General features: G+C 70.4%; 16 protein-coding genes. 4 read left to right on the top strand and 12 right to left on the bottom strand.

From position 1 onward, the window contains the following. Window positions 1–13 precede the first annotated feature (13 nt). Genes HUW62_RS03715 through HUW62_RS03675 form a run of 9 tightly spaced genes read right to left on the bottom strand, consistent with a single transcriptional unit; the run spans window position 14 to window position 10,536 of the window. Window positions 14–1,060, bottom strand: a complete 1,047-nt coding sequence (locus HUW62_RS03715) for an AAA family ATPase (protein WP_163865681.1) — start codon at window positions 1,058–1,060, stop codon at window positions 14–16. Continuing rightward, window positions 1,057–4,335, bottom strand: a complete 3,279-nt coding sequence (locus HUW62_RS03710; protein ID WP_176433569.1) for a hypothetical protein — start codon at window positions 4,333–4,335, stop codon at window positions 1,057–1,059. The genes HUW62_RS03715 and HUW62_RS03710 overlap by 4 nt, the downstream gene beginning before the upstream one ends. Beyond that, a complete protein-coding gene (locus tag HUW62_RS03705; RefSeq protein WP_163865679.1) occupies window positions 4,335–4,601 on the bottom strand; it encodes a hypothetical protein in 267 nt (88 codons plus the stop codon). The genes HUW62_RS03710 and HUW62_RS03705 overlap by 1 nt, the downstream gene beginning before the upstream one ends. Continuing rightward, on the bottom strand, window positions 4,594–6,711 hold the full coding sequence (locus tag HUW62_RS03700) for an AAA family ATPase (protein ID WP_176433568.1): 2,118 nt from the start codon (window positions 6,709–6,711) through the stop codon (window positions 4,594–4,596). Before HUW62_RS03700 ends, HUW62_RS03705 begins: the two co-directional genes overlap by 8 nt. Beyond that, window positions 6,708–7,274 (bottom strand): hypothetical protein, encoded by a 567-nt coding sequence (locus tag HUW62_RS03695; RefSeq protein WP_163865677.1) that lies wholly within the window; start codon window positions 7,272–7,274, stop codon window positions 6,708–6,710. Before HUW62_RS03695 ends, HUW62_RS03700 begins: the two co-directional genes overlap by 4 nt. Beyond that, window positions 7,271–8,374 (bottom strand): hypothetical protein, encoded by a 1,104-nt coding sequence (locus tag HUW62_RS03690; RefSeq protein ID WP_176433567.1) that lies wholly within the window; start codon window positions 8,372–8,374, stop codon window positions 7,271–7,273. Before HUW62_RS03690 ends, HUW62_RS03695 begins: the two co-directional genes overlap by 4 nt. Next, entirely contained in the window at window positions 8,371–8,979 is a 609-nt protein-coding gene (locus HUW62_RS03685; protein WP_176433566.1) for a 4Fe-4S single cluster domain-containing protein, read from the bottom strand. The genes HUW62_RS03690 and HUW62_RS03685 overlap by 4 nt, the downstream gene beginning before the upstream one ends. A 42-nt stretch (window positions 8,980–9,021) precedes the next feature. Further along, window positions 9,022–9,816 carry a DUF4126 domain-containing protein gene (locus HUW62_RS03680; RefSeq protein ID WP_163865674.1) on the bottom strand — a complete coding sequence of 265 codons (795 nt, stop codon included), beginning with the start codon at window positions 9,814–9,816 and terminating at the stop codon, window positions 9,022–9,024. Window positions 9,817–9,819: 3 nt separating this feature from the next. Then, a complete protein-coding gene (locus tag HUW62_RS03675; protein WP_176433565.1) occupies window positions 9,820–10,536 on the bottom strand; it encodes a hypothetical protein in 717 nt (238 codons plus the stop codon). 109 nt (window positions 10,537–10,645) lie between these two features. Here HUW62_RS03675 and HUW62_RS03670 point away from each other — a divergent pair, with 109 nt between their 5' ends. Together HUW62_RS03670 and HUW62_RS03665 are read left to right on the top strand one after the other, a co-directional pair. After that, window positions 10,646–11,236 carry a GNAT family N-acetyltransferase gene (locus HUW62_RS03670; protein ID WP_163865672.1) on the top strand — a complete coding sequence of 197 codons (591 nt, stop codon included), beginning with the start codon at window positions 10,646–10,648 and terminating at the stop codon, window positions 11,234–11,236. Window positions 11,237–11,368: 132 nt separating this feature from the next. Further along, complete coding sequence (locus tag HUW62_RS03665; RefSeq protein ID WP_176433564.1) at window positions 11,369–13,156, top strand: sigma 54-interacting transcriptional regulator; 1,788 nt, start codon at window positions 11,369–11,371, stop codon at window positions 13,154–13,156. 12 nt (window positions 13,157–13,168) lie between these two features. Here the strand turns inward: HUW62_RS03665 and HUW62_RS03660 are convergent, their stop codons facing one another. Next, entirely contained in the window at window positions 13,169–14,572 is a 1,404-nt protein-coding gene (locus HUW62_RS03660; protein WP_163865671.1) for a hypothetical protein, read from the bottom strand. Between the two features lie 487 nt (window positions 14,573–15,059). Between HUW62_RS03660 and HUW62_RS03655 the strand changes: the two genes are divergently transcribed. Continuing rightward, complete coding sequence (locus tag HUW62_RS03655; protein ID WP_176433563.1) at window positions 15,060–15,875, top strand: ThiF family adenylyltransferase; 816 nt, start codon at window positions 15,060–15,062, stop codon at window positions 15,873–15,875. A 36-nt stretch (window positions 15,876–15,911) separates the two neighbouring features. Here the strand turns inward: HUW62_RS03655 and HUW62_RS03650 are convergent, their stop codons facing one another. Together HUW62_RS03650 and HUW62_RS03645 are read right to left on the bottom strand one after the other, a co-directional pair. After that, window positions 15,912–16,358: a DofA protein gene (locus tag HUW62_RS03650; RefSeq protein ID WP_163865669.1), complete on the bottom strand. Its 447-nt coding sequence runs from the start codon at window positions 16,356–16,358 to the stop codon at window positions 15,912–15,914. Window positions 16,359–16,628: 270 nt separating this feature from the next. Further along, window positions 16,629–19,028, bottom strand: a complete 2,400-nt coding sequence (locus HUW62_RS03645; protein ID WP_368670332.1) for a penicillin acylase family protein — start codon at window positions 19,026–19,028, stop codon at window positions 16,629–16,631. Window positions 19,029–19,320: 292 nt separating this feature from the next. On the opposite strand from HUW62_RS03645, the gene pssA reads away from it, so the two are divergent. Beyond that, on the top strand, window positions 19,321–19,965 hold the full coding sequence (pssA, locus tag HUW62_RS03640) for a CDP-diacylglycerol--serine O-phosphatidyltransferase (RefSeq protein WP_141643788.1): 645 nt from the start codon (window positions 19,321–19,323) through the stop codon (window positions 19,963–19,965). The last annotated feature ends 62 nt before the right edge of the window (window positions 19,966–20,027 follow it).

Raw genomic sequence — 20,027 nt, 5'->3', positions numbered from 1 at the left:
TTTCGGACGCGCGTCACGTCAGGCCGAGCAACCGGGGCACCTTCTCCTCCAGCAAATCAATCTCCTCCCGCGTCTCTCCCAGATAGGAGAGGAGCTGGAGGTCCTGTCGCTCCACCGCGCCGCCGTGGAAGATCCAGGCGCGCGTGCGCAGCAGCCGGTAGAGCTTCACCAGCTTGCGGTCGCTGATGAACACGCCGTCCTCGCGCGTCAGCGTCTGCACCACACGGCGGAACTCTCGCAGCAGCTCGTCGCGGAAGAACAAGTCCCGGTCCTTCAGCTCGCGCCCGTCCGGTCCCATCTCCTTGCGCCCCATCATCAGCGTCAGGTAGCGGTGCGCCTTCAGGATGTCCTCCAGCGTCGCGTGCCCCTCCGCCCACGGCTTCTGGTTCATCTCGCGGTGTGTCTGCGACTCCAGGCCGGAGTCGAGCAGCTCCAGGAAGTAGCGGTCCTGCACCGGGCGGCACGCGGCCTTCAAACAGAAGCGGTCCTTGAGGGCGCCCAGCTCCGCGTGCTCGGGCAGCTCGTTCGTCGCGGCGAAGAGCACCTTGAGCTTCACCGGCTGCGGCGCGCCGTCCTGGTAGAACTTGCGCTCGTTGATGACCGTCAACAGCGCGTTGAGGATGGCCGAGCTGGCCTTGAACACCTCGTCCAGGAACACCAGCTTCGCGGTGGGCAGCTTGCCGCCCTCGCGGCGGATGTAGCGGCCCTGGCGCAGGAGGTTGATGTCGATGGGGCCGAGGACTTCCGACGGCTCGGTGAAGCGCGTGAGCAGATATTCGAAGTAGTCCTCGTTGGGGATGCGCAGCGCCTCGCGGAACTTGAGCACCAGGTCCGACTTCGCCGTGCCCGGAGGACCCACGAGCAGCAGCGGCTCCTGCGCCACCGCGGCCACCGTCATCAGGTCCACCAGCGTCTGCTTGCCCACGAAGTGTCGCCCTAGCCCCTGTCGGAACCGGTTGAGCCGCTCGCGCAGCCCCTGCGCCTCGCGTGACAGCGCGTCGAACGTCAGCGCGGAGATGGGGTCGGCGACGGGCTCCTCCCGTCGGGGAACACTGCTCATGTACGGTCCTCCAACTCCTGATGGATGCGTCGCCGCACCAGGAACTCATCCTCGTCCAACCAGCTTCGTGCCCGCTCGCTGGAGCCCTGTGCCACTTCAATGTGGCCCAGCACCAGTGAGTCCGCCAGCTCCACCACGGACAGACAGAAGTGGCTGTTGGTATTGAAGCTGTCCGTCACCGTGGCGAGCCCCTCGGACAGCCTCGCCAGTCCCGGCAACGCGATGTTCGTCGGCGTGTGCGCCAGCGCTCTCGCCAGGCTCCGCGTCAGGGCCATCCGCTCCTGGGGCGAGCCCTTCGCGGCGGCCAGCGCGTCGAAGGCCATGTTGAACACCGGCAGCGCTTCGTCCACGTGCCCGAGCATCGCCATTCCCGACGCCACTCCCAGCCGCGCCGCCAAGGGCGCCTTGGCCCGCTTGAGCAACCCGCGCGTCGCCTCCACCAGTTCGCCCGTCTCGCGAGACAGGCCCACGCGACGCAGGCCGCGCAGGCTGGCCTCCAGGATGCCTTCTCCCCACGCGGGAGACTCCGGAGCCAGGCCGGACAACACCAGCCGCAGCCGCCCCGCCAGCGACGTCGCGCGGTCCGCATGGCCGAACAGCGCCGCCAGCGTGAGCGCGTCACCCAGGAGCCGGGCCTGGGACTCGCCCGGGAGCCCCTCCATCGCGGAGACCAGGTCATCCATCAGCGGCAGCGCCCTCGCGGGGGCCAGTCGAGGCAATGTCTCCAGCAATCCGCCGATGAGGCGCAGTCGCTCGGGCGCCTGCACGCGGGCTCCCGTGGCGCGCCTCACCAGTTGGACGACTTCGTGTGTCACCGTCGCCGCGTCGCGGATGTCTCGCAGCGCCGCGAACTCCTCGCCTCGCAAGTCCCGTGTCCCGCGCCCGAAGGCCCGGGCCGGGTCCAGTCGCTCGCTGGGTTCCAGCAGCGCCGAAGCCTGGCGCAGCCGGTCCACCTTGTACCGCTGGAAGGTGGCCAGCGCGTTGAGCTCCGCGGAGATGTCCGCCGGCAGCGGGCTCTCCAGCGGCTCGCCCTCCAGCGCTTGTGCCACGCGCGCGCCATAGGCCCGCGACAGGAAGCCGTGAATGGGCTCCTTGGGGTCGAGCGCCGCCGTGGCGGAGGCCACCAGCTCCCGCGCCCGGTCCGACTGTCCCAGTCGCGCGAGGCCACAGGCGAAGACGAGGCGGACATAGGCCTGCGTCAGCTCCGCGGGGGCTTCGACGGAGGAGCGCCGCCGCGTCGTGCGCTCGAAGCGGTCTCTCAGCGCATCGAGCTGTGACGCCAGCTTTGGCAGCGCCGAGGCATCCGCGCCACCGCGCAGGAAGCGCGGGACATCGCGCGAGAGGGAGAGTCCCCGCTGGAGCATCTCCAGCAGTCGGTCTCCCGTCCTCGCGAGGCTCAATGAGTCGCCCCCCACGAGCGTGTCCAGCGCGGCGCGCGAGAGCCACAGCGTGCGCACGTCGAGCGCGGCGTCATGGCGGTCCAACCAGCGCTGGAGTGAGGGCACATCCTTCGGGGGCGTCCGTGGCGACGTCAGCGCCCCCAGGACGAGCCCGCTCGCGAGGCCGCGCACGTCGTCCTCGGAGGGCGTCGCACGGGCCAGCAATTCGGCCTGGGAGACACCGGCGCGAGACTCCGCCTCCGCCCAACGCACTGCCAGTTCGGTGGCCGCCTCTCCCGAGGCGTTCCAGAGCGCACGCGTCCAGCACAGCGCCGCGTCGCGTCCCCGTCCCACCTGGCCATTCAGCTCGGCCATGCGCACCCAGAGCGCCTGTCGCTCGGGGGAACTGGCGGGCGCCTCCAACTCGAGGAAGGACTTCTCCGCGCGCGCGAGGGCTTCCTCGGCGGCGCTGAGCTGCGCGGGAGTGAGCGGCTCCAGGCTGGTGCCCGAGCCTCGGGACCCCGAGCGCTTCGCCGTCTCTGACAGCTCGGGCTCGACGGGCTCTGGTGGCGTGGGCTTCTGTCCCCTCCGCGTGCGACGGCTGCTCCGGGTCGACGCGGTGTCCGGGTCCTCGCTCTCCTCGGTGGGCGCGGGGTTCTCCGCGCCGGGCATCCATTCTCCCTCGGTGGCTTCGAGGGCGCCGAAGTCGAACGTGGCCCCCTTCACCCACGGCTCCAGGGCCGAGGCGGCGGTGTCCACCACGTAGTCCACCCAGGATTCGAGCGGCTGGAAGGCCTGCTCCGGGATTCGCTCCGCGCGGAAGCCGCCAGCGCCCGTGGGATGCAACCAGGTGACGGTGTCCGGCACGGGCGCCAGCAGCGCGCGCAGCCGGTCTCTGCGCACGGGAGGCTCCAGCAGCCCGTCACAGGGCAGGTAGAGGTCGGAGAGCTGGGGCAGCGGCGCATAGGCCATGGCGGACAGGCCCAGCTCCGGCGGGCGCTCTCGTCCGTGGCGCGCGCGGAGGATGATGCACGGCGCGTCGGCGGGGCCCGTCACCGCGAAGCGAAGCTGCGCGAGCAGCGCTTCCGGCAATGTGTGGACCAGTGACTCCACCTGCGCGACGGCATTCTCGCGCAGCACCCAGAGGCTCGCGGCCTCCGTGCGAGCGGCACGCGTGAGCTTCAAGTGGACGGAGAGTCGCCCCGGCGCGGCCGTGGATGTCCAGTCCTCCGCGGGCTCGGGGAGCCGCAGGTCCGTGAGCTGATACAGGTCCGTCCACGGGCCATCCGGCGCCGTCAGCCACGGGCCCTCTCCGGGAATGAGCAGCACGGTGCCAGGCGCGGGGACGAGCGTGCGCGCGAGCGGATGCGCGTGGCCCAGCTCCACCCATACGGAGTGCTGCCCCGGCACCGCGGGCACGAAGGCGAGCAGGCCGCCCACGCGGTCCATCGCACCGGTGAGCGTGAAGTAGGGCGGAGCGGACGCGCGCAACAGGGCTCGCCGTCCCTGCTTCTCCTCGGCGAAGCAGACCTCCTGCCGGTCACACCCCAGGCGCAGCAGCTCACCCGCGAGCGACAGCAGCCCGTCACCATCCACGGGCATGAACAACACTGGCCCCTGGGGCGCGTTCTCGACGGGCACCCGGCGCGAGGTCAGCAGCTCCGCCCAGCACGACACGGAGTCCTCCGGGCGAGGCGCCTTCGCATCGGTCTTGATGCCGAACGTGGCCAGCTCCGCGAGCACGGCCTTCGACAAGGGGGCCTGGGAGGTGACGTGGAGCACACCTTCGGCGGACCGACGGTAGCGGGCCGGCGTGGCCTGGACTTCCGGAGGGACGAGGCGGGAGGTCAGCGCGAGGTGGAGCGCTTCCTCGGTGGGAAACACGAGCGTGGACATCAGGCCTTCTGGCTCACCTTCTCGGCGGTGCTCTCGGACGTGGACTCGGGCTCGGCGACCTGGCCGGACGGGGTGTCGCGCTGGACGATGATGCGGCCCACCTCCGAGGCCTTGAGCGCGCCCCCGGCGATGAGCTGATCCACGAGGCGGCGGTGCTCCTCCTCGTGCTCCATGGGCAGCGCGTCGGAGTCGCTCTCATACTGGATGACGACGTCCTTGCGACCCGTCTGGGGATTCACCAGGAGGCGGAGGATGAGACTAGCCATGGGCCGGCTCCTTCTGCGGCGCCACCGTGGGCGCCAGGTGGACGAATGCCTCGCGGTCCAGCACCTTGCGCTCCAGCAGCAAGTCCCGCAACGCGACCAGGCGGGCCTTCTCGCGTTGGAGGATGTCGCGAGCCCGCGCACGCTGTTCCTCCAGCAGCGTATGCACCGCGACCTCCATCGCTGTGCGCATGCCATCGGAGAGCGCATGCCGCTCAGAGTCCCGTCCGGGGGCGTCGAAGCGCCGCACGGGCATTCCATCGCCGCCCATGCCAAGCATCTCCACCAGCTCGCGAGCAATCTCCGTGGCGCGCTCCAGGTCGTGCGCGCTGCCGATGGACAGGTCGTTCAGGAGCAACGCCTCCGCCTCGCGTCCGCCGAAGAGCATGCAGATGCTGTCAAGCAACTGGCTCCGCGTGACGACGTAGCGATGCGCCGGGTCCGCGTACTGCACGAAGCCGAGCATCCCCGCCAGGTCTCCGCGAATGCTGATGCGGTCGATGGCGGGAGCGCTGGGACAGAACAGCGCGCACACGGCGTGGCCGGCCTCGTGCGTGGCCACGACCTTCTCCTCGGCGGAGGTGAGCTCCGGCCGGTCCAGGAAGTCCGTGAGGGCCTTCTCCACGTCCACCGCCTCGGTGGGCGCCTGCGTTCCCTCGCGCAGCCTGCGTCGCGCCAGGGCCCGACACAGCGCCTGGATGTGGTCGCCGGAGAAGCGCGTGCCCGTGCCCTCGACGCGGTCTCCGGTGCGCTTCACTGCGTAGTCGAGCGCGCGCTCCGTCATGCCCAGGGCCAGCTTCTGGTTGTAGATGGACAGGATGGCCCGGCGGTCCGCGCTGTTGGGGTAGGGGATGCAGAGCTGGAACTCGAAACGGCCCGGGCGCAGCAGCGCGGCGTCCAGCGACTCCACGAAGTTGGTGGTGCCCACCACGAAGACGAGCTCCTCCTTGCGGAAGCCGTCCATCTCCGTGAGGAGCTGGTTCACCATGGAGTGCTCCACGCCGGAGCCAGTGTACGTGCCGCGCGCCGCCGCGAAGGAGTCCAGCTCGTCGAAGATGATGATGCTGGGCGCGGCCTGTCGGGCCCGCACGAAAATCTGGCGGAGGTTCTCCTCGCTCTCGCCCACCCAGCGGCTCTTCAGCTCCGGGCCGCTCACCACAATCACGGCCGCGCCCAGTGACGACGCCATCGCCTTGGCGAACAGCGTCTTGCCGGTGCCCGGTGGGCCCCAGAAGATCATTCCCCGGGGCAGAAGGCCCTCCACGCGCTTCACCGCCTCCGCGTCCGTCAGCGTCTCCTTGTGCGCGAGCACGTCGAGAATCTCGCGCTGGAGTCGCTCCTTCACCTTCGCGTAGCCGCCAATCTCCGTGTGCAGGTCAATCTCCGGCACATTGAGCGAGCCGCTCAGCGTGGCCGAGCGGAGCTGCGCGAAGGCGGGGCGCGCGTCGCTGGGATAGTCCTCGCCGGTGATGGCCCCGAGCAGCCGTCGCAGCCTCACGGCATTCACTCCGGACACGTGCTTGTAGAGCGAGTACGGCTGGAGGCCCCGGCCGAACTTGCGGCACTCGCGCTGGGTGACGAGGTAGCGCAGCCGCTCGCGACTCACGCCGAGGATGCTCTCCTTGTGGGGGAACAGGTTCTCGATGACGCGCGGCAGGGGGAAGGACGGGTCCTTGAAGCCCACCCAGAGCATCTCCGGGTTTTCATACAGCAGCGGAATCACCTCGCGCGCCTCGGAGGTGAGGCCACCGCTGCTGGTGGTGAGCAGGTCGAGGTGGGGCAGCACGACGATGCGCTCACGCACCGCGCCTCGCACCGCGTCGCGGAGCTGGCCGATGAGCGTGGCCATCATGCTGGGCGCGGGCATTCCAGGGGGCGGCTCCGCGGCGGCGCGGCCGTCCAGGTAGAGGAACTGCTTGCCGTCCTTCTTCAGCCTGTCTCGCAGGCACTTGTAGAAGTACGGCGTCAGCTCCTTGTCCGCCTCCACCATGACGGGCAGGCCCCGCAGCAGCGCCTCGCACAAACGGCCCAGCTCCGCGGGATAGGCGGCCTCCACCGCCGCGAAGGGCGTCAGCTCCGTGGGCAGGGACTCCTCGGGGATGCGCTGGCTCATACGCGCACCTTGATGGTGAGCGAGCCTGTCGCCGCGTCCTCGTGGATCTCCTCCACCGTGCCCAACTGCGACGCGCGCACCTTGAGGGCCTCGCCCGTCACCTTGTTGGCGATGGAGTCCAGCTCCGACTTGAGGTCCCTCAAGCGCCCTTCCAGCCTGCGGGTGATGTCCTCGCGGAGCGACTCGGTGGCGTCCTGGGTCCGGTCCTCCAGCTTCGCGCGGGCCTTCTCTCGCGCCAGCTTCTTCGTCGCATCGGAGCCGTCCGGGGTGTGGGAGAGGACCTCGCCCGTCGCTCTCAGCTCCACCTCCTCCGCGTCCGACAGCGTGACGCTGACCTCGCCAGTCGTGACGTCCACGGCCACGCGCACGCCGTCGGCCTCGAGGCGCACCGCCACGTCACCTTCCTGCTTGAAGCCACGGTTCGCCAATTCCGCGGCGAGCAGGCCCGCCGTCTCCTCGCGAGACAGCAAGGGCAACAGCTCCAGCTTGGAGCACACGCCGTCTTCCGCCTGGACGATGCGGTTGAGGGACTCGGAGACGGAGACTCGATAGGCGCGGCTCATGGGGCGCTCTCGGCGGAAGGGAGGGGGAGGGTATCCGGAATCGTTTCGACGGGCGTCGCCAGGTCCGTGGTCAGCTCCCGCTCGCGGTCCGATGCGAGGCGGAAGCCGGGCTCACCGAAGGACGCCCACGCGGAGAGCAGCAACTGCGCGCCCTCGTAGCCGTCGTCGAAGAAGCGCACCGCGCGGTGCTCGGCGTCCCAGCGCGCCAGCCGTCCGAGCGCGCGCAGGCTCGCGCCCGCCGCCCGGCGTGCCTCGGCCTTCACACTCAGCGACGCGCGAGGAGACAGGCTCGACACCCACCGCGACGCGGGCTGGTCCACCAGGGGGCGCAGCGCGTCCAGCACGAAGCCCGCGAGGTCCCTGCGGCCCGCGCCATCCACGGCATCGAGGAACGCGTCCAGCACTCGCTCCTGCGCGGTGCCCAGGTCGACCAGTTGCTTGGGCTCGATGAGCCGTCCCTTGGCTTCCTCCAACCGTCGCCACCGGAGCGCCAGCTCATCCTGGAGCGCCTCCAGCAACCACCCGCCCCCCGCGAGCAGCGGCGCGAAGTGCTCCGCGTCGAGGGTGCCGGGCGCGGCGACGAACAGGTCGGGGAACGCCAGCCTGCAGAGGATGGAGCGCTGGAACTGGGGCTGAAGGGAAATCGCCGGAGCGCAGGCCGTGCCCGCCACCAGCCGGCAGCACAGGAAGAGGAACAGCTCGTCGGCGAGCGTCGGCGGTGCGTCCACGTCCAGGGGCCGGTGGCCGGGCACCACGAGCGGCTGCTCCACGAGCCAGCGCAACGTGTGAAAGCACAGCGCGGAGAAGCGCAGCTCGGGGGCACGGTGTCGCTCCCAGAGCCGTGAGGGGCCCGACTCTCCAGGCTCGCCGGAGTCGGAGGACAGGTGACGTCGCCGGTGCGCCCCTCCGCAGCGGGCCAACGCCAGGACGGTGCCCCGGGCCAGCGTGTCGCGCAGCGAGGCGAGGGCGCCGGGGCTCAAGCGCGCGGCGATGGTGTGGCGCTCGCGCAGCAGGTCCTCCACGGGCGCGTACTGGCCCAGGCCCATGACGGCGCGCGCGAGCGTGAGCAGCCGGCGCTCGGAGGGCGAGACGCGCGTCATGGACGGAGTCGGTCCGCGAGGTCGGGCCAGCCGTTGACGATGAGCCGGCCCTCGACGAGGTGCATCTCCGCCGTGTTTGGCGCGGTGAACGTCGGGTCCTCGGGCGAGTAGCGCGGGGTGAGGAAGTGCATGACCTGGTTGCTGGAGCCAATCCACCGCCGGCGCGTCTCCGGCAGGTCCTTCTCGTAACGCCCATCCACCAACAGGTCCAGGCTGGCGAGCAACCGCTCGACGTCCGGGTTCGACTGGGCCCTCAGCTCCGCGAGCGTGTAGCCGCTGAAGACCATGGTGCTCAGCCCCCCCGCGCGCAGGTGCTCACAGAGGTCCGCGGCGGGGCCGGGCTGGGAGAAGGGCTCGCCTCCCAGCAGCGAGAAGCCCTCGATTCCGGGCGTCGCGAGCACCCGGGCCGCGAGGGCTTCCACCGTCACGACGGTGCCACGCTCCATCGCGAACATCTCCGGGTTGCAGCACCCGGGACAGCGCAGCGGACACCCCTGGAGCCAGAGCGCGAAGCGGCGCCCCGGCCCTTCCGCCTCGGTGCGAGGAACCTGCTGGGCGACCCGGAGCACCGGGCCAGGAGAAGACGCGTCCGCGGTCGAAGACATGGGAGCCGTCCGCAGCATGCCAGGAACGGCGGGTACCGCCCATCATCCCAGCCGGGAAGGGACCTTGCCGCCGTCGCGCTGGATGCCTGGTTCCATGCGTGGAGCGCTGGAGTTCCCGGACCCGAGCACCCCGCGAAGCGAGTCCCTCATCCGTCCGCCGAGTCGCAAGTCCAACGCCCTGGCCACCGGAACGTCCGCACGGCACTTGGGACAGCGCGAGGCCTCCTCGCGAATCTTCGCACCACACCCGGCGGGACACGCGCGTCTCGAGCGCGCTTCCAGCCGGTACGCCGCGAGCCCCGCCACGCCGCATGCGAGGGTGAAAAGCAGCACGAGCGCCAGCGACAGAGGAGCCCAGAGGATGGCCACCGCCGCCAGCCCCAGGCCGACGAAGTCCTCGGTGCGCAGGAGCCAGCGCCGGGGATGCAGCACCTCTGTCTCGAGCTGGTCCACGCGCGTGTGAAGCCACTGCCGCACCGACAGCGTGGACACGGCGACGAACGCACCCACCGCGCCCACGGCCCACGGAGGAAGCTGCTCCGTCCCCACGCCGAGCGAGGCGAGCGCCACCGTGGCGCCGCTGCCCGCGCTCAGCGCGAACTGCGCCAGGCCCAGCACCATGCGCAAGTCGCTGTCGCGCTGGGTGTACATCTCGAACGCGAGCAACGCGACGAAGGCCCCGAGCGCCTGGGGCGTCGCGAGCCACATCAGCTCCGGTGGCAGCGACAGGTAGTGGTAGTGCGCGGCGAGCGCGAGCAGCAGCAGGCTGCCTCCCGCCCGGGTGCCGGACGCGCCGCTCAGGCCGATGACCTGGGAGGCGAGGGCGAACGTGAGCATGGTTCAGCGCCCTCCCATGGGCGCGGCGAGGAAGCCCTGCGCGAGTCCCAGCGACTGGAGCACGTACAGCACCAGCAGCACCGACGCGGCGGTGAAGGTCAGCAGCATCAGCATCCACCCCACCAGGAGGCCCATCTCCCAGAAGGCGACGGAGACACCGCGCGCCTCGCGCTCGGTCTGCCACGCGAGGTAGCGACGCGCGAAGAGGCCGGCGAGCGCGACCTGGCCCGCGCTGATGGCGACCTTGGCCAGCGCGCCGAAGGCCGGAATCAGCGTCAGCAATTCGAGCACGAGGACGGACAGCGCCACGAAGCAGCCCGCGGCCAGGCGCAACGTCCACCGGGAGACCAGCCGCCGCTGGGGCGTGAGGAGCTGGAGCGCGGGCGTCACCAGCGTCACGCGCAGCCACACCAACGCGGCCACCAGCAGCAGCGACGTGAGCAGGGGCACCCAACTGGCGACCAACGCGGCGAGCGCGACAAACGCCACGGCGATGCCCAACCTCACCGTGGCCCGCTCGGAGGCGAGCTGGTGGATGACCTCGCGGTCCGTGGGGTTTGGCAGCGTCTGCTCGGCGCACCGGGGACACGGCCGACCGCGCAGCGCGGTGCCGCCTGGAATCCGCTCGGCGCACCGGCGACAGCGCCCGCTCAAGAGCAGCGCGAGCTCGTGCTCCTCGCTCCGGGTGCTTCGAGCGGTCGCGGTCATCGTCAAAGGCATCGGCCCCCTCATCGGCGTGTCCACATCATGCCCCGGGCGCTGAAGCGAGTCAGGTACGGTGAAGGCCCCATGCCCGGTCGCCCGGCCGTCGTACTCGAAGGTCCTGTCCATGCGTTTCCAGCCAGTCCCGCTGCTGCTTCGTGACGGTCGCTCCGCCCTCGTCCGGGAGGCGACGCGAGAGGACGGGGCCGCGCTGCTCGCGCTGGAGCGCGCCCAGGTCCTGGCCCGGCACGGCGTCGTGAAGCGCCTGGACGAATTGCCCGAGGACGCGGAGGCCTTCCTGGCCCAGCGGGAGGCCGCGGGGCTGCACCGGCTGGACGGCCACGCGTTCCCCCTCGTCGTGACGGACGCGCACGGCGCGCTCCTGGGCGAGGCCTCCATCCTCCGTCAGGGCTTCCAGATGCTGCGCCACTCGGGCGTGCTGGGAATCGGCGTGCATCCCTCGGCCCAGGGACTGGGGGTCGGCCGGGCCTTGATGGACCACCTGCTCACCTGGGTGCGCACCCACCGAGACCCGGATGGGGGCGCCGTCACCCGCGTGGAACTCCACGTCCGGGCCGACAACGCCAAGGCCCTCGCGCTCTATCGCTCCCTGGGCTTCGTCACCGAGGGCACCCAACGGGAGCACCTGCGCGTCGACGAAGGCACCTATGTCGATGGCATCCTCATGGGCCTGCTGCTCGACGCGCCGGAGGCCTGAGTCGACTTCAACCCGCTTGCTCGCTTCCGGGCCGGTGCTCTCCTGTGCCTGGCGCCGGAATGGTCGGTGGCGAATCTTCTGGCGCCGCAATTTCCCAGCAAGGCTTCATCCCTGCAGTAGAGTGCCGGAGTCATGACGCGGCCTGTGTCCGCCTACGCCCCTCGAAGCGAGCGCAAGCCGTTGTACGTGAAGGTGGTGACGCAGCCCGCCCTTCCGGGGTGCTGGGCCGTCAACATCAGCGAGACGGGTATTGGCCTCATCGCCACGCCGCGGGGCCCGCAGGAAGGGCCGCGCGAGGGCGAGTCGGTGGAGATGTCGTTCTCCCTGCCGGACTCGAACGAGCACATCCGCGCGCGAGGGGACGTGCGCTGGCGCCACGAGTCGGGCGGCGCGGTGACGGCGCTCGGCGTCTTCTTCCACTCGTTCGAGGGCTCCGACGGGGTGAAGCTGGCGCGCTACCTGTCGATGGCACGCCTCCAGGTGGTGGTGGCGTTCGCCAGTGACGAGGAGGCGAGGGACATCCGCGCGGCGCTGGAGGGGCAGGCGGTGCCGCACTTCGCGGCCAGCGCGGAGGAGGCCCATGCGCTGCTGGCGCGCGGTGACGCGTCCGCGCTCCTGGTCTGCGGACGCGAGGAGGCTCGGGCGCTGGCGCTGGTGGAGGGGCTGGCCACCGCGAGCGCGGACGTGGAGCTGTCCGGCGCGGTGCCTCCCTCGGACCTGGCTTCGCGAATCATCTACTGCGCGCCCGCTGCCCCGGAGCGACTGGTGGCGCTGTTCAACGCGGGCCTCGTGTTCCGGACGCTCGGCGAGTCGCCCTCGCGAGAGGCCGTGCGGCAGGCGGTGCTCCAGGCCGGGCGCGAGCGCGGGGTGCGCACCGAGCAGTGGCGGATGACGCTGGAGCTGGAGCGCAACCTGCTGCGGGAGCGCGCGCTGTCACAGGCCCGGCCGCAGGAGCCGGGCGGGCGGGGCGAAGAGGACGTGGGGCTGCGCAGCGAGGCCATGCAGCGGGTGATGGAGATGGTGCGCCTGGTGGCCCCTCACCACGTGGCGGTGCTGCTCCAGGGCGAGACGGGCACGGGCAAGGAGGTGCTCGCGCGCATCCTCCACCGGCACAGCGGACGGGAGGAGCTGCCGCTGGTGGTGCAGGACTGCGGCGCGCTCACGGAGACGCTGCTGGAGAGCGAGCTGTTCGGCCACGTGAAGGGCGCCTTCACCAACGCGGTGGCGGACCACCCGGGCCTGTTCGTCCTGGCCAACGGAGGCACCATCTTCCTGGACGAAATCGAGAACACGACGCCCAACCTCCAGGCGAAGCTGCTGCGCATCCTGGAGACCGGCGACGTGCGTCCGGTGGGCGGCACCCAGGTGCGGCACGTGGACGTGCGCGTCCTGGCCGCCAGCAACAAGGATTTGGGGGAGGAGGTGCGCGCCGGACGCTTCCGCGCGGACCTCTTCTATCGCCTCAACAGCTTCACCATCGACATCCCCCCGCTGCGGGAGCGGCCCGAGGATGTGCCGGAGCTGGCGCGCTACTTCCTCCAGGTGTTCAACCGGGGCCTTCGCCGCACCGCCAGCGGCATGTCCCAGGACGTGGAGGACCTGCTGCGCGCCTACCCCTGGCCGGGCAACGTGCGCGAGCTGCGCAACGTGCTGGAGCGAGCCGTGCTGCTGTCGCGTCCGGGAGAGGTGGTGTCGCGTCGCCTGCTGCCCCCGTCGCTGGTGACGGTGTCCCCGGTGCGCAACGAGATGGCGGGAGACGGCTCCTTGCGAGCGCGCCTGGAGCGGGTGGAGCGCGAGCTCATCCGCGAGGCCCTGGAGCGCCACGGCGGCGTGCTGCGCCGGGCGGCCGTGGCGCTGGGCATGGACCCCGTGACGCTGGGCCGCAGGGCCCGGCGCCACGGGTTGTGGAAGGCGGACTGAGTCCCGCCATCCCTAGTGGGCGCGCACCCATTGGAGGATGGGCTGCCACACGCGCTGGCGGGCCGTGTTCGCCAGGAACAGGTCCGCGTGCCCGAAGTCGAGCGCGCGCGACGACGTCGGCAGGTCGCGCACGACGAGCGACGTGACGTCGGTGCTGCCCAGGAGCGTCGCGGAGTGCACGCCGTACTCACCCACGCCGCCGCCCGCGCCCACGTACAGCACCGGCACCTTCACGCTCTTGAGGTGGTCGTCGTAGGGCACGTTCAGCCCGCACGTCCACGCCTCCGACTCCACCACCTCGTTGAGGCTCTGGTAGGGCGCCGCGCGCTGGGCGTACTCATAGAGGTAGGGCTCGGACGTGTACTTCAGGCTGCCCGGCAGGCCCGACGCGTCGGGGATGCCGGCCATCAGGTGGTAGCCCGGGGTGAGCGGCTGGAGCGGCGCCAGCAGCGCGTAGGTGGCCGCCGCGGAGACGATGGCGGCGCGCCGGTTGGAGGGACGGCCGGTGCCCGGGCCGAAGACGTCATCCGGCAGCAGCGGGGAGGGCGCGTCCGGCGCAGTGGCGGCGAACATTCCGATGTACTGGAGGGTGATGCCGGGCGCGGAGCCCAGGAGGCCGCCCTCCGTGACGCCCGAGTCGCGCCGGGCCTTCAGCGCCGTGTGACGCTCACACGCCCACTGCTGCTGCTGCGCGAACTGGGGCGCATGGCGCACCGCCATGTCCACGGGGATGAAGCCGTCCACCTGCCGCAAGAGCTTGGGCAGCCGCGCCTCCGAGTTGAGATAGGCATAGGCCACCATCGTCCCCCGGCTCCACGAGAGCAGGTTCATCGAACCCAGGTTGCCGCCCGCGAGCCGCAGCGTCCGCGCCAGCAAGAGGCCCGTGCCCACATCCTTCGCGTGCGTGCCCAGGTTCCACCCCGCCATGAAACCGAAGTCCGTCGTGCCCGCCGGCACCCCGACCCACCGCATGTCGATGCCCCACACGTCCACGCCCTCCTGGGCCAGGTACGCGGCGATGGACTGGTTCACCGGCACGTACGCGGAGTCGACGCTGGAGAGGAACGCCGCCTCGAAGCCCCACGCATCGCCATGCACCATGAACACCGCCCGGCTCGCCCTGGCGGGCACCCACGGCGCGCGCTCCTTCACCACCCGGTGCACCGTGATGGTGTCGTGCACCCCAGGACCTACCTTCAGCTCGAAGCGGTAGTGCGCCACATCGCCAAACACATGCTGGCGTGAAGCCTGCTGGGTGGAGGCCGTGCTGGCCACCCCGTCCAGCGCGGAGGCACCCGACACCAGCGCCGCCGTCGCGCTGTCGCGTAAGTCCTCCGAGGCCTCAGGCGACTCGGAAATTCCACAACCCAACGACAACAATGTCAGGCCAACAAACAGGCTGAACCACGAACGCATAGGGACCTCGAATCGAAGAAGAGAGGGTTCGGAGGAAGGCGCGTGTTGACTGGCCTTGGGACCCGCCCCGCTGTGTCACCCGCAGAGCAGAATCCGCGCCAGACATTGAACACATGAATCCCTTGGAGTGTCGTCTATCCCTGGACTCCACGCTTGTTGTCCACTGTGAAGCACCCGTCTGACATGCCCTGCCAGGTGTGGCGCCGATGACCCCGCTTCACGACTGAAGCAGGGGCATCACGGCTGTGCCGCCAGAGGTCCTGGCGCGGTGGTGCGGGCCCGTTCGAACCGAGTCACGCGCTGGAGGACGTGGGGAGTGCCGTGCTTTGGACAACGTCCTGGGGGGAGGGGAGAGTGCTGAACACCCGGGGTCGCGGTGGCCTCCCGGGGACGGAACGCCGGGTCCACATCCAGGTGTCCCCGCCGGGCGGTGGGCGGCGCGTCCGACGAGCCGCTCGACGCCCCGCGGGCAGAAAGTGGAGGCGTCATGGTGGAGCCCCGTTTCGAGCGCAACCTGGGCGTCATCAGCTCGGAAGTGATGGCGCGGCTGGCCCGCACGCACGTCGTCGTCGCCGGGGTGGGGGGCGCCGGAGGCCAGTGCGCGGTGGACCTGGCGCGGCTGGGCCTGGGGTGCCTGACGCTGGCGGACTTCGACATCTACGAGCGCCACAACATGAACCGGCAGGTGGGCTGCTTCGAGAGCACGCTGGGCCAGTCCAAGGTGGACGTGGTGGCGCGGATGTGCCTGGACATCCACCCGGCGCTGCGGCTGCGGCGGGTGGAGGCGGGCATCACCGAGGCCAACGTGGACGACGTGCTGGCGGGCGGCGAAGCCCTGCCACCGGTGGACTTCGTGGTGGAGGTCATCGACATCGCGGGCGCGGGCGCGAAGCAGGCGCTCCACCGCGCGTGTCGTGAGCGCGGCGTGCCGGCGATGACGGGGCTGATGCTGGGGTTTGGCGCCGCGCTGCATGTCTTCCAACCGGATGCGCCGCTGTACGAGCAGCTCTACATCCTCCCGGATGGCCGCGTGGACCTGCCGGCCATCATTCCCCACCTGGGGAGTTATCTGTTGCAGGACGCCATGGACGCGTGCTTCGCGGGACGAGGGCACGCCCCCACGTGCGTCGTCGGAGCGACGACGGCCGCGGGGATGATGGTGAGCGAGCTGATGCGCGGGGTGATGCTCGGCGCGCGCGCGATGGTGTCCTGGCCGGAGTACCTGTACGTGGACCTTTTCGACCACCGCTACGTGCGAGCGGCCGTCAGTCCGACGAAGCAGCCAGCGCGTCAGCCCATGTGAGTCAGGCTCGGGGCCGACGCGCCGCGCCTGTCAGGCTCACACCACGCCGCGCCTGCGCGCCTCCTCGATGACCTTCGAGCCATCCACGCCCAGGCTGTCGGAGAGCAGCGGAGCGACCTGCTCGGCGCGCTGGTGCACGCGCTGGAGCGTCTCGTCGTGGGTGCGCGTGACGATGTTGATGCCGGCGATGATGACGCGCTGGAGGTTGTACTGCAGGTCGTTGCCCTCGACGATGGCGTGAATCTGGGTGAAGAGCGGGCGCGCGTCGGTCTGGAAGGCGGACAGGTTGTTGCGCTGTTCGCTGTTGGGCACCGCGGACTTCGAGGACAGGCTCGCCACCAGCACCAGGGGCGGTTTGAGTCGCTCGTGCGTCTCGCGCATCTGCTGGAAGACGGCGTGGAGGTCTTCCCGGTTGGGTGGGGACTCCCAGCGCAGGAAGAAGACCCTGTCGATGATGGCGGTCTTGTAGACGGGTGACGTCATGGCGAACTGCCGCTCCTTCGCAGGACCGTTGCCCCCGGGGCCGTTTCACCGCGTGCTGCCATGCGGTGCCGGGCGGTCTGCCAGGGCATCCTGGGTTCGCCGCGTCACGGCGGAAGCCTCCCCAAAGGGCGGGCATCGCCGGGCGGACAGAGGCCTCCCCTCCAGGCGTCACCGACTGTCCGCGCCAAAGCAAAAGCCCCCGCCGGAGCAGGGGCTTTAGGGGTACTGGGCGAGGCTCCCCTCAAGTGAGGAGAGGAGCCTCGCGGGACGTCAGTTGCCGGAGATCTTCTTCTCCTCCACCTGGGTGGCCGCGATGGCCTCCTCGGTGAAGACGATGGGCCGCCACTGCTTGTTGGAGAACAGCTCCGTCTGGTCGAAGAAGTACGGCGACGCGGGGTCGCTGGACTCGCTGTAGGTCAGCACCGCGCGGCCATTGATGCCCGTGGGGGTGAACTCCATGGCCATGATGAAGCTGCTGCCGTTGTTGACGTTGTAGCCGGTGCTGGTGAGGTTGGTGCGGGAGTTGAGCGGCGTGCCGCGCACCGCGCTGAAGTCGGAGTCGGGCGTGGTGGACTTGAGCGTGCCCCACGAGACGACGTTCGCCGTGCCGTCGTAGGCGCCGCCGCCGTGGATGGGAATCTTCCGGCCGTTCACGCGGGTGGTGTACTGCGACTCACCCAGCGGCGCGTCCACGGGGATGCCGGCGACCTGGAGGCGGTACACCGCCGCGGCCAGGGCGAGCATCGACGGGTCCGAGCCCGTCTGGGGCTCGGCGACCAGCGTGTGCGGCGTGGCGATGGGCTGCGCCACGTCGAAGGGCACCGCGAACGGCGTGCCGGTGCTGGACGGGGAGCCGGGGCCGTTGGAGAGGGCGGCCATGCTGAAGTGGCCGCTGAACTCGCGCCACAGGGCCGCGCCCTTGCTGCCCACGTCGTAGCGCATGTCCCAGGCGGCCAGCGCCGCGCAGCCCGCGCGGATGTCCACCACGGTGGTGTTGTAGAGCACCGTCGTCTTGCCCGTGCAGCGCGCGACGACCTGGTCCCTCAAGAGCTCCGCCATCATGCCGCGGTTGCCGAGGATGGCGTTCTCCAGCTCCGCGGTGGTGAACTTGTTGTCCGAGCCGGACGCGCCGTTCTGCTCCATCAGCAGCACGGCGTTCATGCGCGTGCGCGGCGACTGGCCCACGTCCTCCAGGCCATGCAGCGGCGAGTAGCCGGTGAGCGGCGCGTTCGGGTTGGCCAGCCAGTAGCTGTCGTTCGCGTTGAAGACGAAGTCGCGGCGGGCCAGCTTGGGAACGCCGCTGAAGGGCACCAGGCCGGGCCCGCGGGCACCGGCGGCGTCACGCCACTCGTTCTCCGGGTTGCTGCCGTCGAGCAGCACCAGGCCCATGCCCTGCCAGATGGCGGTGGTCGTCGGGTCCAGGCCGCCGGAGGCCGCGCGCCACGTGCCGATGGCGGTGGGGGTGAGGTTGGGGGTGGGCGTCGCGTCCGTGTACCAGACGTTGCCGGCCCGGTCCGCCGCCATGGTGTTGACCCAGGGGATGCCCTGGATGTTGGCGTAGACGTTCTGGAACTCCTCCAGGTTCTTGGCCCGGTTCATCCCGACGAACTGGGTGACGAGCTGGGTGTTGTCCAGGTTGGCGTCGCGGTAGCTGAGCACCGTCTGCTGGGTCCACTCGGCGGTGCCGGGGATGACGATGATGGGGCCGTAGTGGCTGCTGTAGAAGCGCTGGGTGATGTTGGTCACCGAGCCCTCCGGCAGCTTCACCAGGATGGTGATGTCGCGGGAGCTCATGGCCCGCTCCTCGGTGCCGTACTTGTACCGGGTGGGGTTGCCGGGCACGAGCTGCAGCCCGTAGAGCGTCATGCGCTGGCCGGAGGAGAACGTGTGCGTCCACGCCACGTTCTCGTTGAAGCCGATGAGCACCGCGGGCACGCCCAGGAGGCCCACGCCGTACACGTTGAGCTGGCCGGGCACGGTGAGCTGGCTCTCCCAGAGCTTCAGCTCGCCTTCCCAGGGGAAGTGCGGGTTGGCCACCACCATGCCGTGGCCGGACGCGGAGCGCTCCGCGCCAATGGCCCAGCCGTTGCTGCCGACCTGGCTGAAGTCCGGACGCTCAATCTTGAAGCTGCCCGGGACGGGGCGGCCCTCGGAGCCCGCGCCGGGGATGGGCGGGGTGGCCGCGGCGATGGCGAGGATGAGCTGGTAGCTGCTGGCCGCGAGGCCCACGCTGATGTCGTAGGCGAGCAGGTCCACGCCCTGGATGGGCTTGACCCAGGGGGCGTTGGTGCAGGGCGCGGGGAGCTGCGCCGCGGGCGTCTCCGACAGGTACTTGTTGAAGCCCGCCGCGTAGCCGTTGAACATCTCCTGGATGTCGGCCGGCAGGGTGGGGAAGGCCGCCTGGGCCTTCTCCTGGAGCTGGAGGACGCGGTAGCCGAAGTCGCTGCCCGCGTAGGTGTTGCCGGGGCCCGGCCCCAGGTAGCGCGCGCGCTCACCGCGGACCTTGATGATCTGATCCGACAGGATGCAGACGTGGTCCTTCGCGAACGCGTAGCCTTGCCCGTACGACAGGCTGCCCATGTCGTTGGCGATGATGTGCGGGATTCCGTGCGACGTGCGCCGGATGGTGGCCTCGTACTTCGGAGGGCCTTCTTCCACGGGTGGCGTCACCGGGCCGCCGTCATCATCCTCACCACATGCGGTGGCGAAGACGAGGCTCAGTCCGGCGAGAAGGGGGAGGTGCCAGCGGGAGCGCCCGGACTTCCAGGTCGCCCCCCGCGAAGAGGACACGGAATGGTTTGGAGGCATGGATGACAATGAGCGTAGGAAGGGGCTGATCCGCACGTCAAAAGTTTTCTGAGGTTTGACTTTTCCTGGGAGCCTGGAGTCAGACGCACCGCGGCACGAAACGCCGCAGTGAGGGACGGGCAGTGAGGATTCACTGTGCTAGGAGAGCGCGAATATGACGACCGAGCAGCCGCGTGCCCGCCGCCCGCGCCGCCACTTCTCGATGATTCGCACCTTCGTGCTCGCCGACTTCGTGACGCTCGGCAACGGCTTCGCGGGAGCGGGGACCATCCTCGCCGCGATGCAGTACCTGGCCACGTGGCGTGTGGGCTTCCTGTGGGTGGCCTTCGCGTTGATGCCGGTGGCGCTGGTGATGGATGTCCTGGACGGGAGAATCGCCCGGTGGCGCTACAAGAAGTCGCCGCTGGGGGCCGACCTGGACTCCCTGGCGGACGTCATCTCCTTCGGCATGGCGCCCGCGGCGCTGGCCTTCGCGGTGGGGATGCGGGGGGCGCTGGACGTGGCGGTGCTCCTGTACTTCGTCGCGTGCGGCATCAGCCGGCTGGCGCGCTTCAACGTCACGTCGGCGGAGCTGGCGGACGCGACGGGGAAGGTGAAGTACTTCGAGGGGACGCCCATTCCCACCAGCCTGGCGCTGGTGATGGTGCTGGCGGCGGCCACGTGGATGGGGCGCATTGGCGACACCCTGCTGGGTGGGGCGTGGGACGTGGGGCCGGTGGTGCTTCATCCCCTGGTGCTGCTGTATGCGGCCAGCGGCAGTGCCATGATCAGCAAGACGCTGCGAATCCCGAAGATTTGAAAGTGAACGGGGCGGCCCCCCCTGACACCGGGATTGCCCTTCGTGGGTGGTTGCCCGCCCAC

It is taken from the genome of Myxococcus sp. AM011, from assembly GCF_013372595.1.
Lineage (GTDB): Bacteria > Myxococcota > Myxococcia > Myxococcales > Myxococcaceae > Myxococcus > Myxococcus eversor.
Note: the sequence above shows the minus strand (reverse complement) of the source record. Positions and strands in the feature narration are given on the sequence as shown.

What these genes read in the sequence shown, in the direction of transcription:
- HUW62_RS03715 (WP_163865681.1), bottom strand. Translation starts at nt 1,060, where the DNA reads ATGAGCAGTGTTCCCCGACGGGAGGAGCCCGTCGCCGACCCCATCTCC.
- HUW62_RS03700 (WP_176433568.1), bottom strand. Translation starts at nt 6,711, where the DNA reads ATGAGCCAGCGCATCCCCGAGGAGTCCCTGCCCACGGAGCTGACGCCC.
- HUW62_RS03670 (WP_163865672.1), top strand. Translation starts at nt 10,646, where the DNA reads ATGCGTTTCCAGCCAGTCCCGCTGCTGCTTCGTGACGGTCGCTCCGCC.
- HUW62_RS03705 (WP_163865679.1), bottom strand. Translation starts at nt 4,601, where the DNA reads ATGGCTAGTCTCATCCTCCGCCTCCTGGTGAATCCCCAGACGGGTCGC.
- HUW62_RS03665 (WP_176433564.1), top strand. Translation starts at nt 11,369, where the DNA reads ATGACGCGGCCTGTGTCCGCCTACGCCCCTCGAAGCGAGCGCAAGCCG.
- HUW62_RS03710 (WP_176433569.1), bottom strand. Translation starts at nt 4,335, where the DNA reads ATGTCCACGCTCGTGTTTCCCACCGAGGAAGCGCTCCACCTCGCGCTG.
- HUW62_RS03650 (WP_163865669.1), bottom strand. Translation starts at nt 16,358, where the DNA reads ATGACGTCACCCGTCTACAAGACCGCCATCATCGACAGGGTCTTCTTC.
- HUW62_RS03695 (WP_163865677.1), bottom strand. Translation starts at nt 7,274, where the DNA reads ATGAGCCGCGCCTATCGAGTCTCCGTCTCCGAGTCCCTCAACCGCATC.
- HUW62_RS03685 (WP_176433566.1), bottom strand. Translation starts at nt 8,979, where the DNA reads ATGTCTTCGACCGCGGACGCGTCTTCTCCTGGCCCGGTGCTCCGGGTC.
- HUW62_RS03655 (WP_176433563.1), top strand. Translation starts at nt 15,060, where the DNA reads ATGGTGGAGCCCCGTTTCGAGCGCAACCTGGGCGTCATCAGCTCGGAA.
- HUW62_RS03660 (WP_163865671.1), bottom strand. Translation starts at nt 14,572, where the DNA reads ATGCGTTCGTGGTTCAGCCTGTTTGTTGGCCTGACATTGTTGTCGTTG.
- HUW62_RS03675 (WP_176433565.1), bottom strand. Translation starts at nt 10,536, where the DNA reads ATGCCTTTGACGATGACCGCGACCGCTCGAAGCACCCGGAGCGAGGAG.
- HUW62_RS03680 (WP_163865674.1), bottom strand. Translation starts at nt 9,816, where the DNA reads ATGCTCACGTTCGCCCTCGCCTCCCAGGTCATCGGCCTGAGCGGCGCG.
- HUW62_RS03690 (WP_176433567.1), bottom strand. Translation starts at nt 8,374, where the DNA reads ATGACGCGCGTCTCGCCCTCCGAGCGCCGGCTGCTCACGCTCGCGCGC.
- pssA (WP_141643788.1), top strand. Translation starts at nt 19,321, where the DNA reads ATGACGACCGAGCAGCCGCGTGCCCGCCGCCCGCGCCGCCACTTCTCG.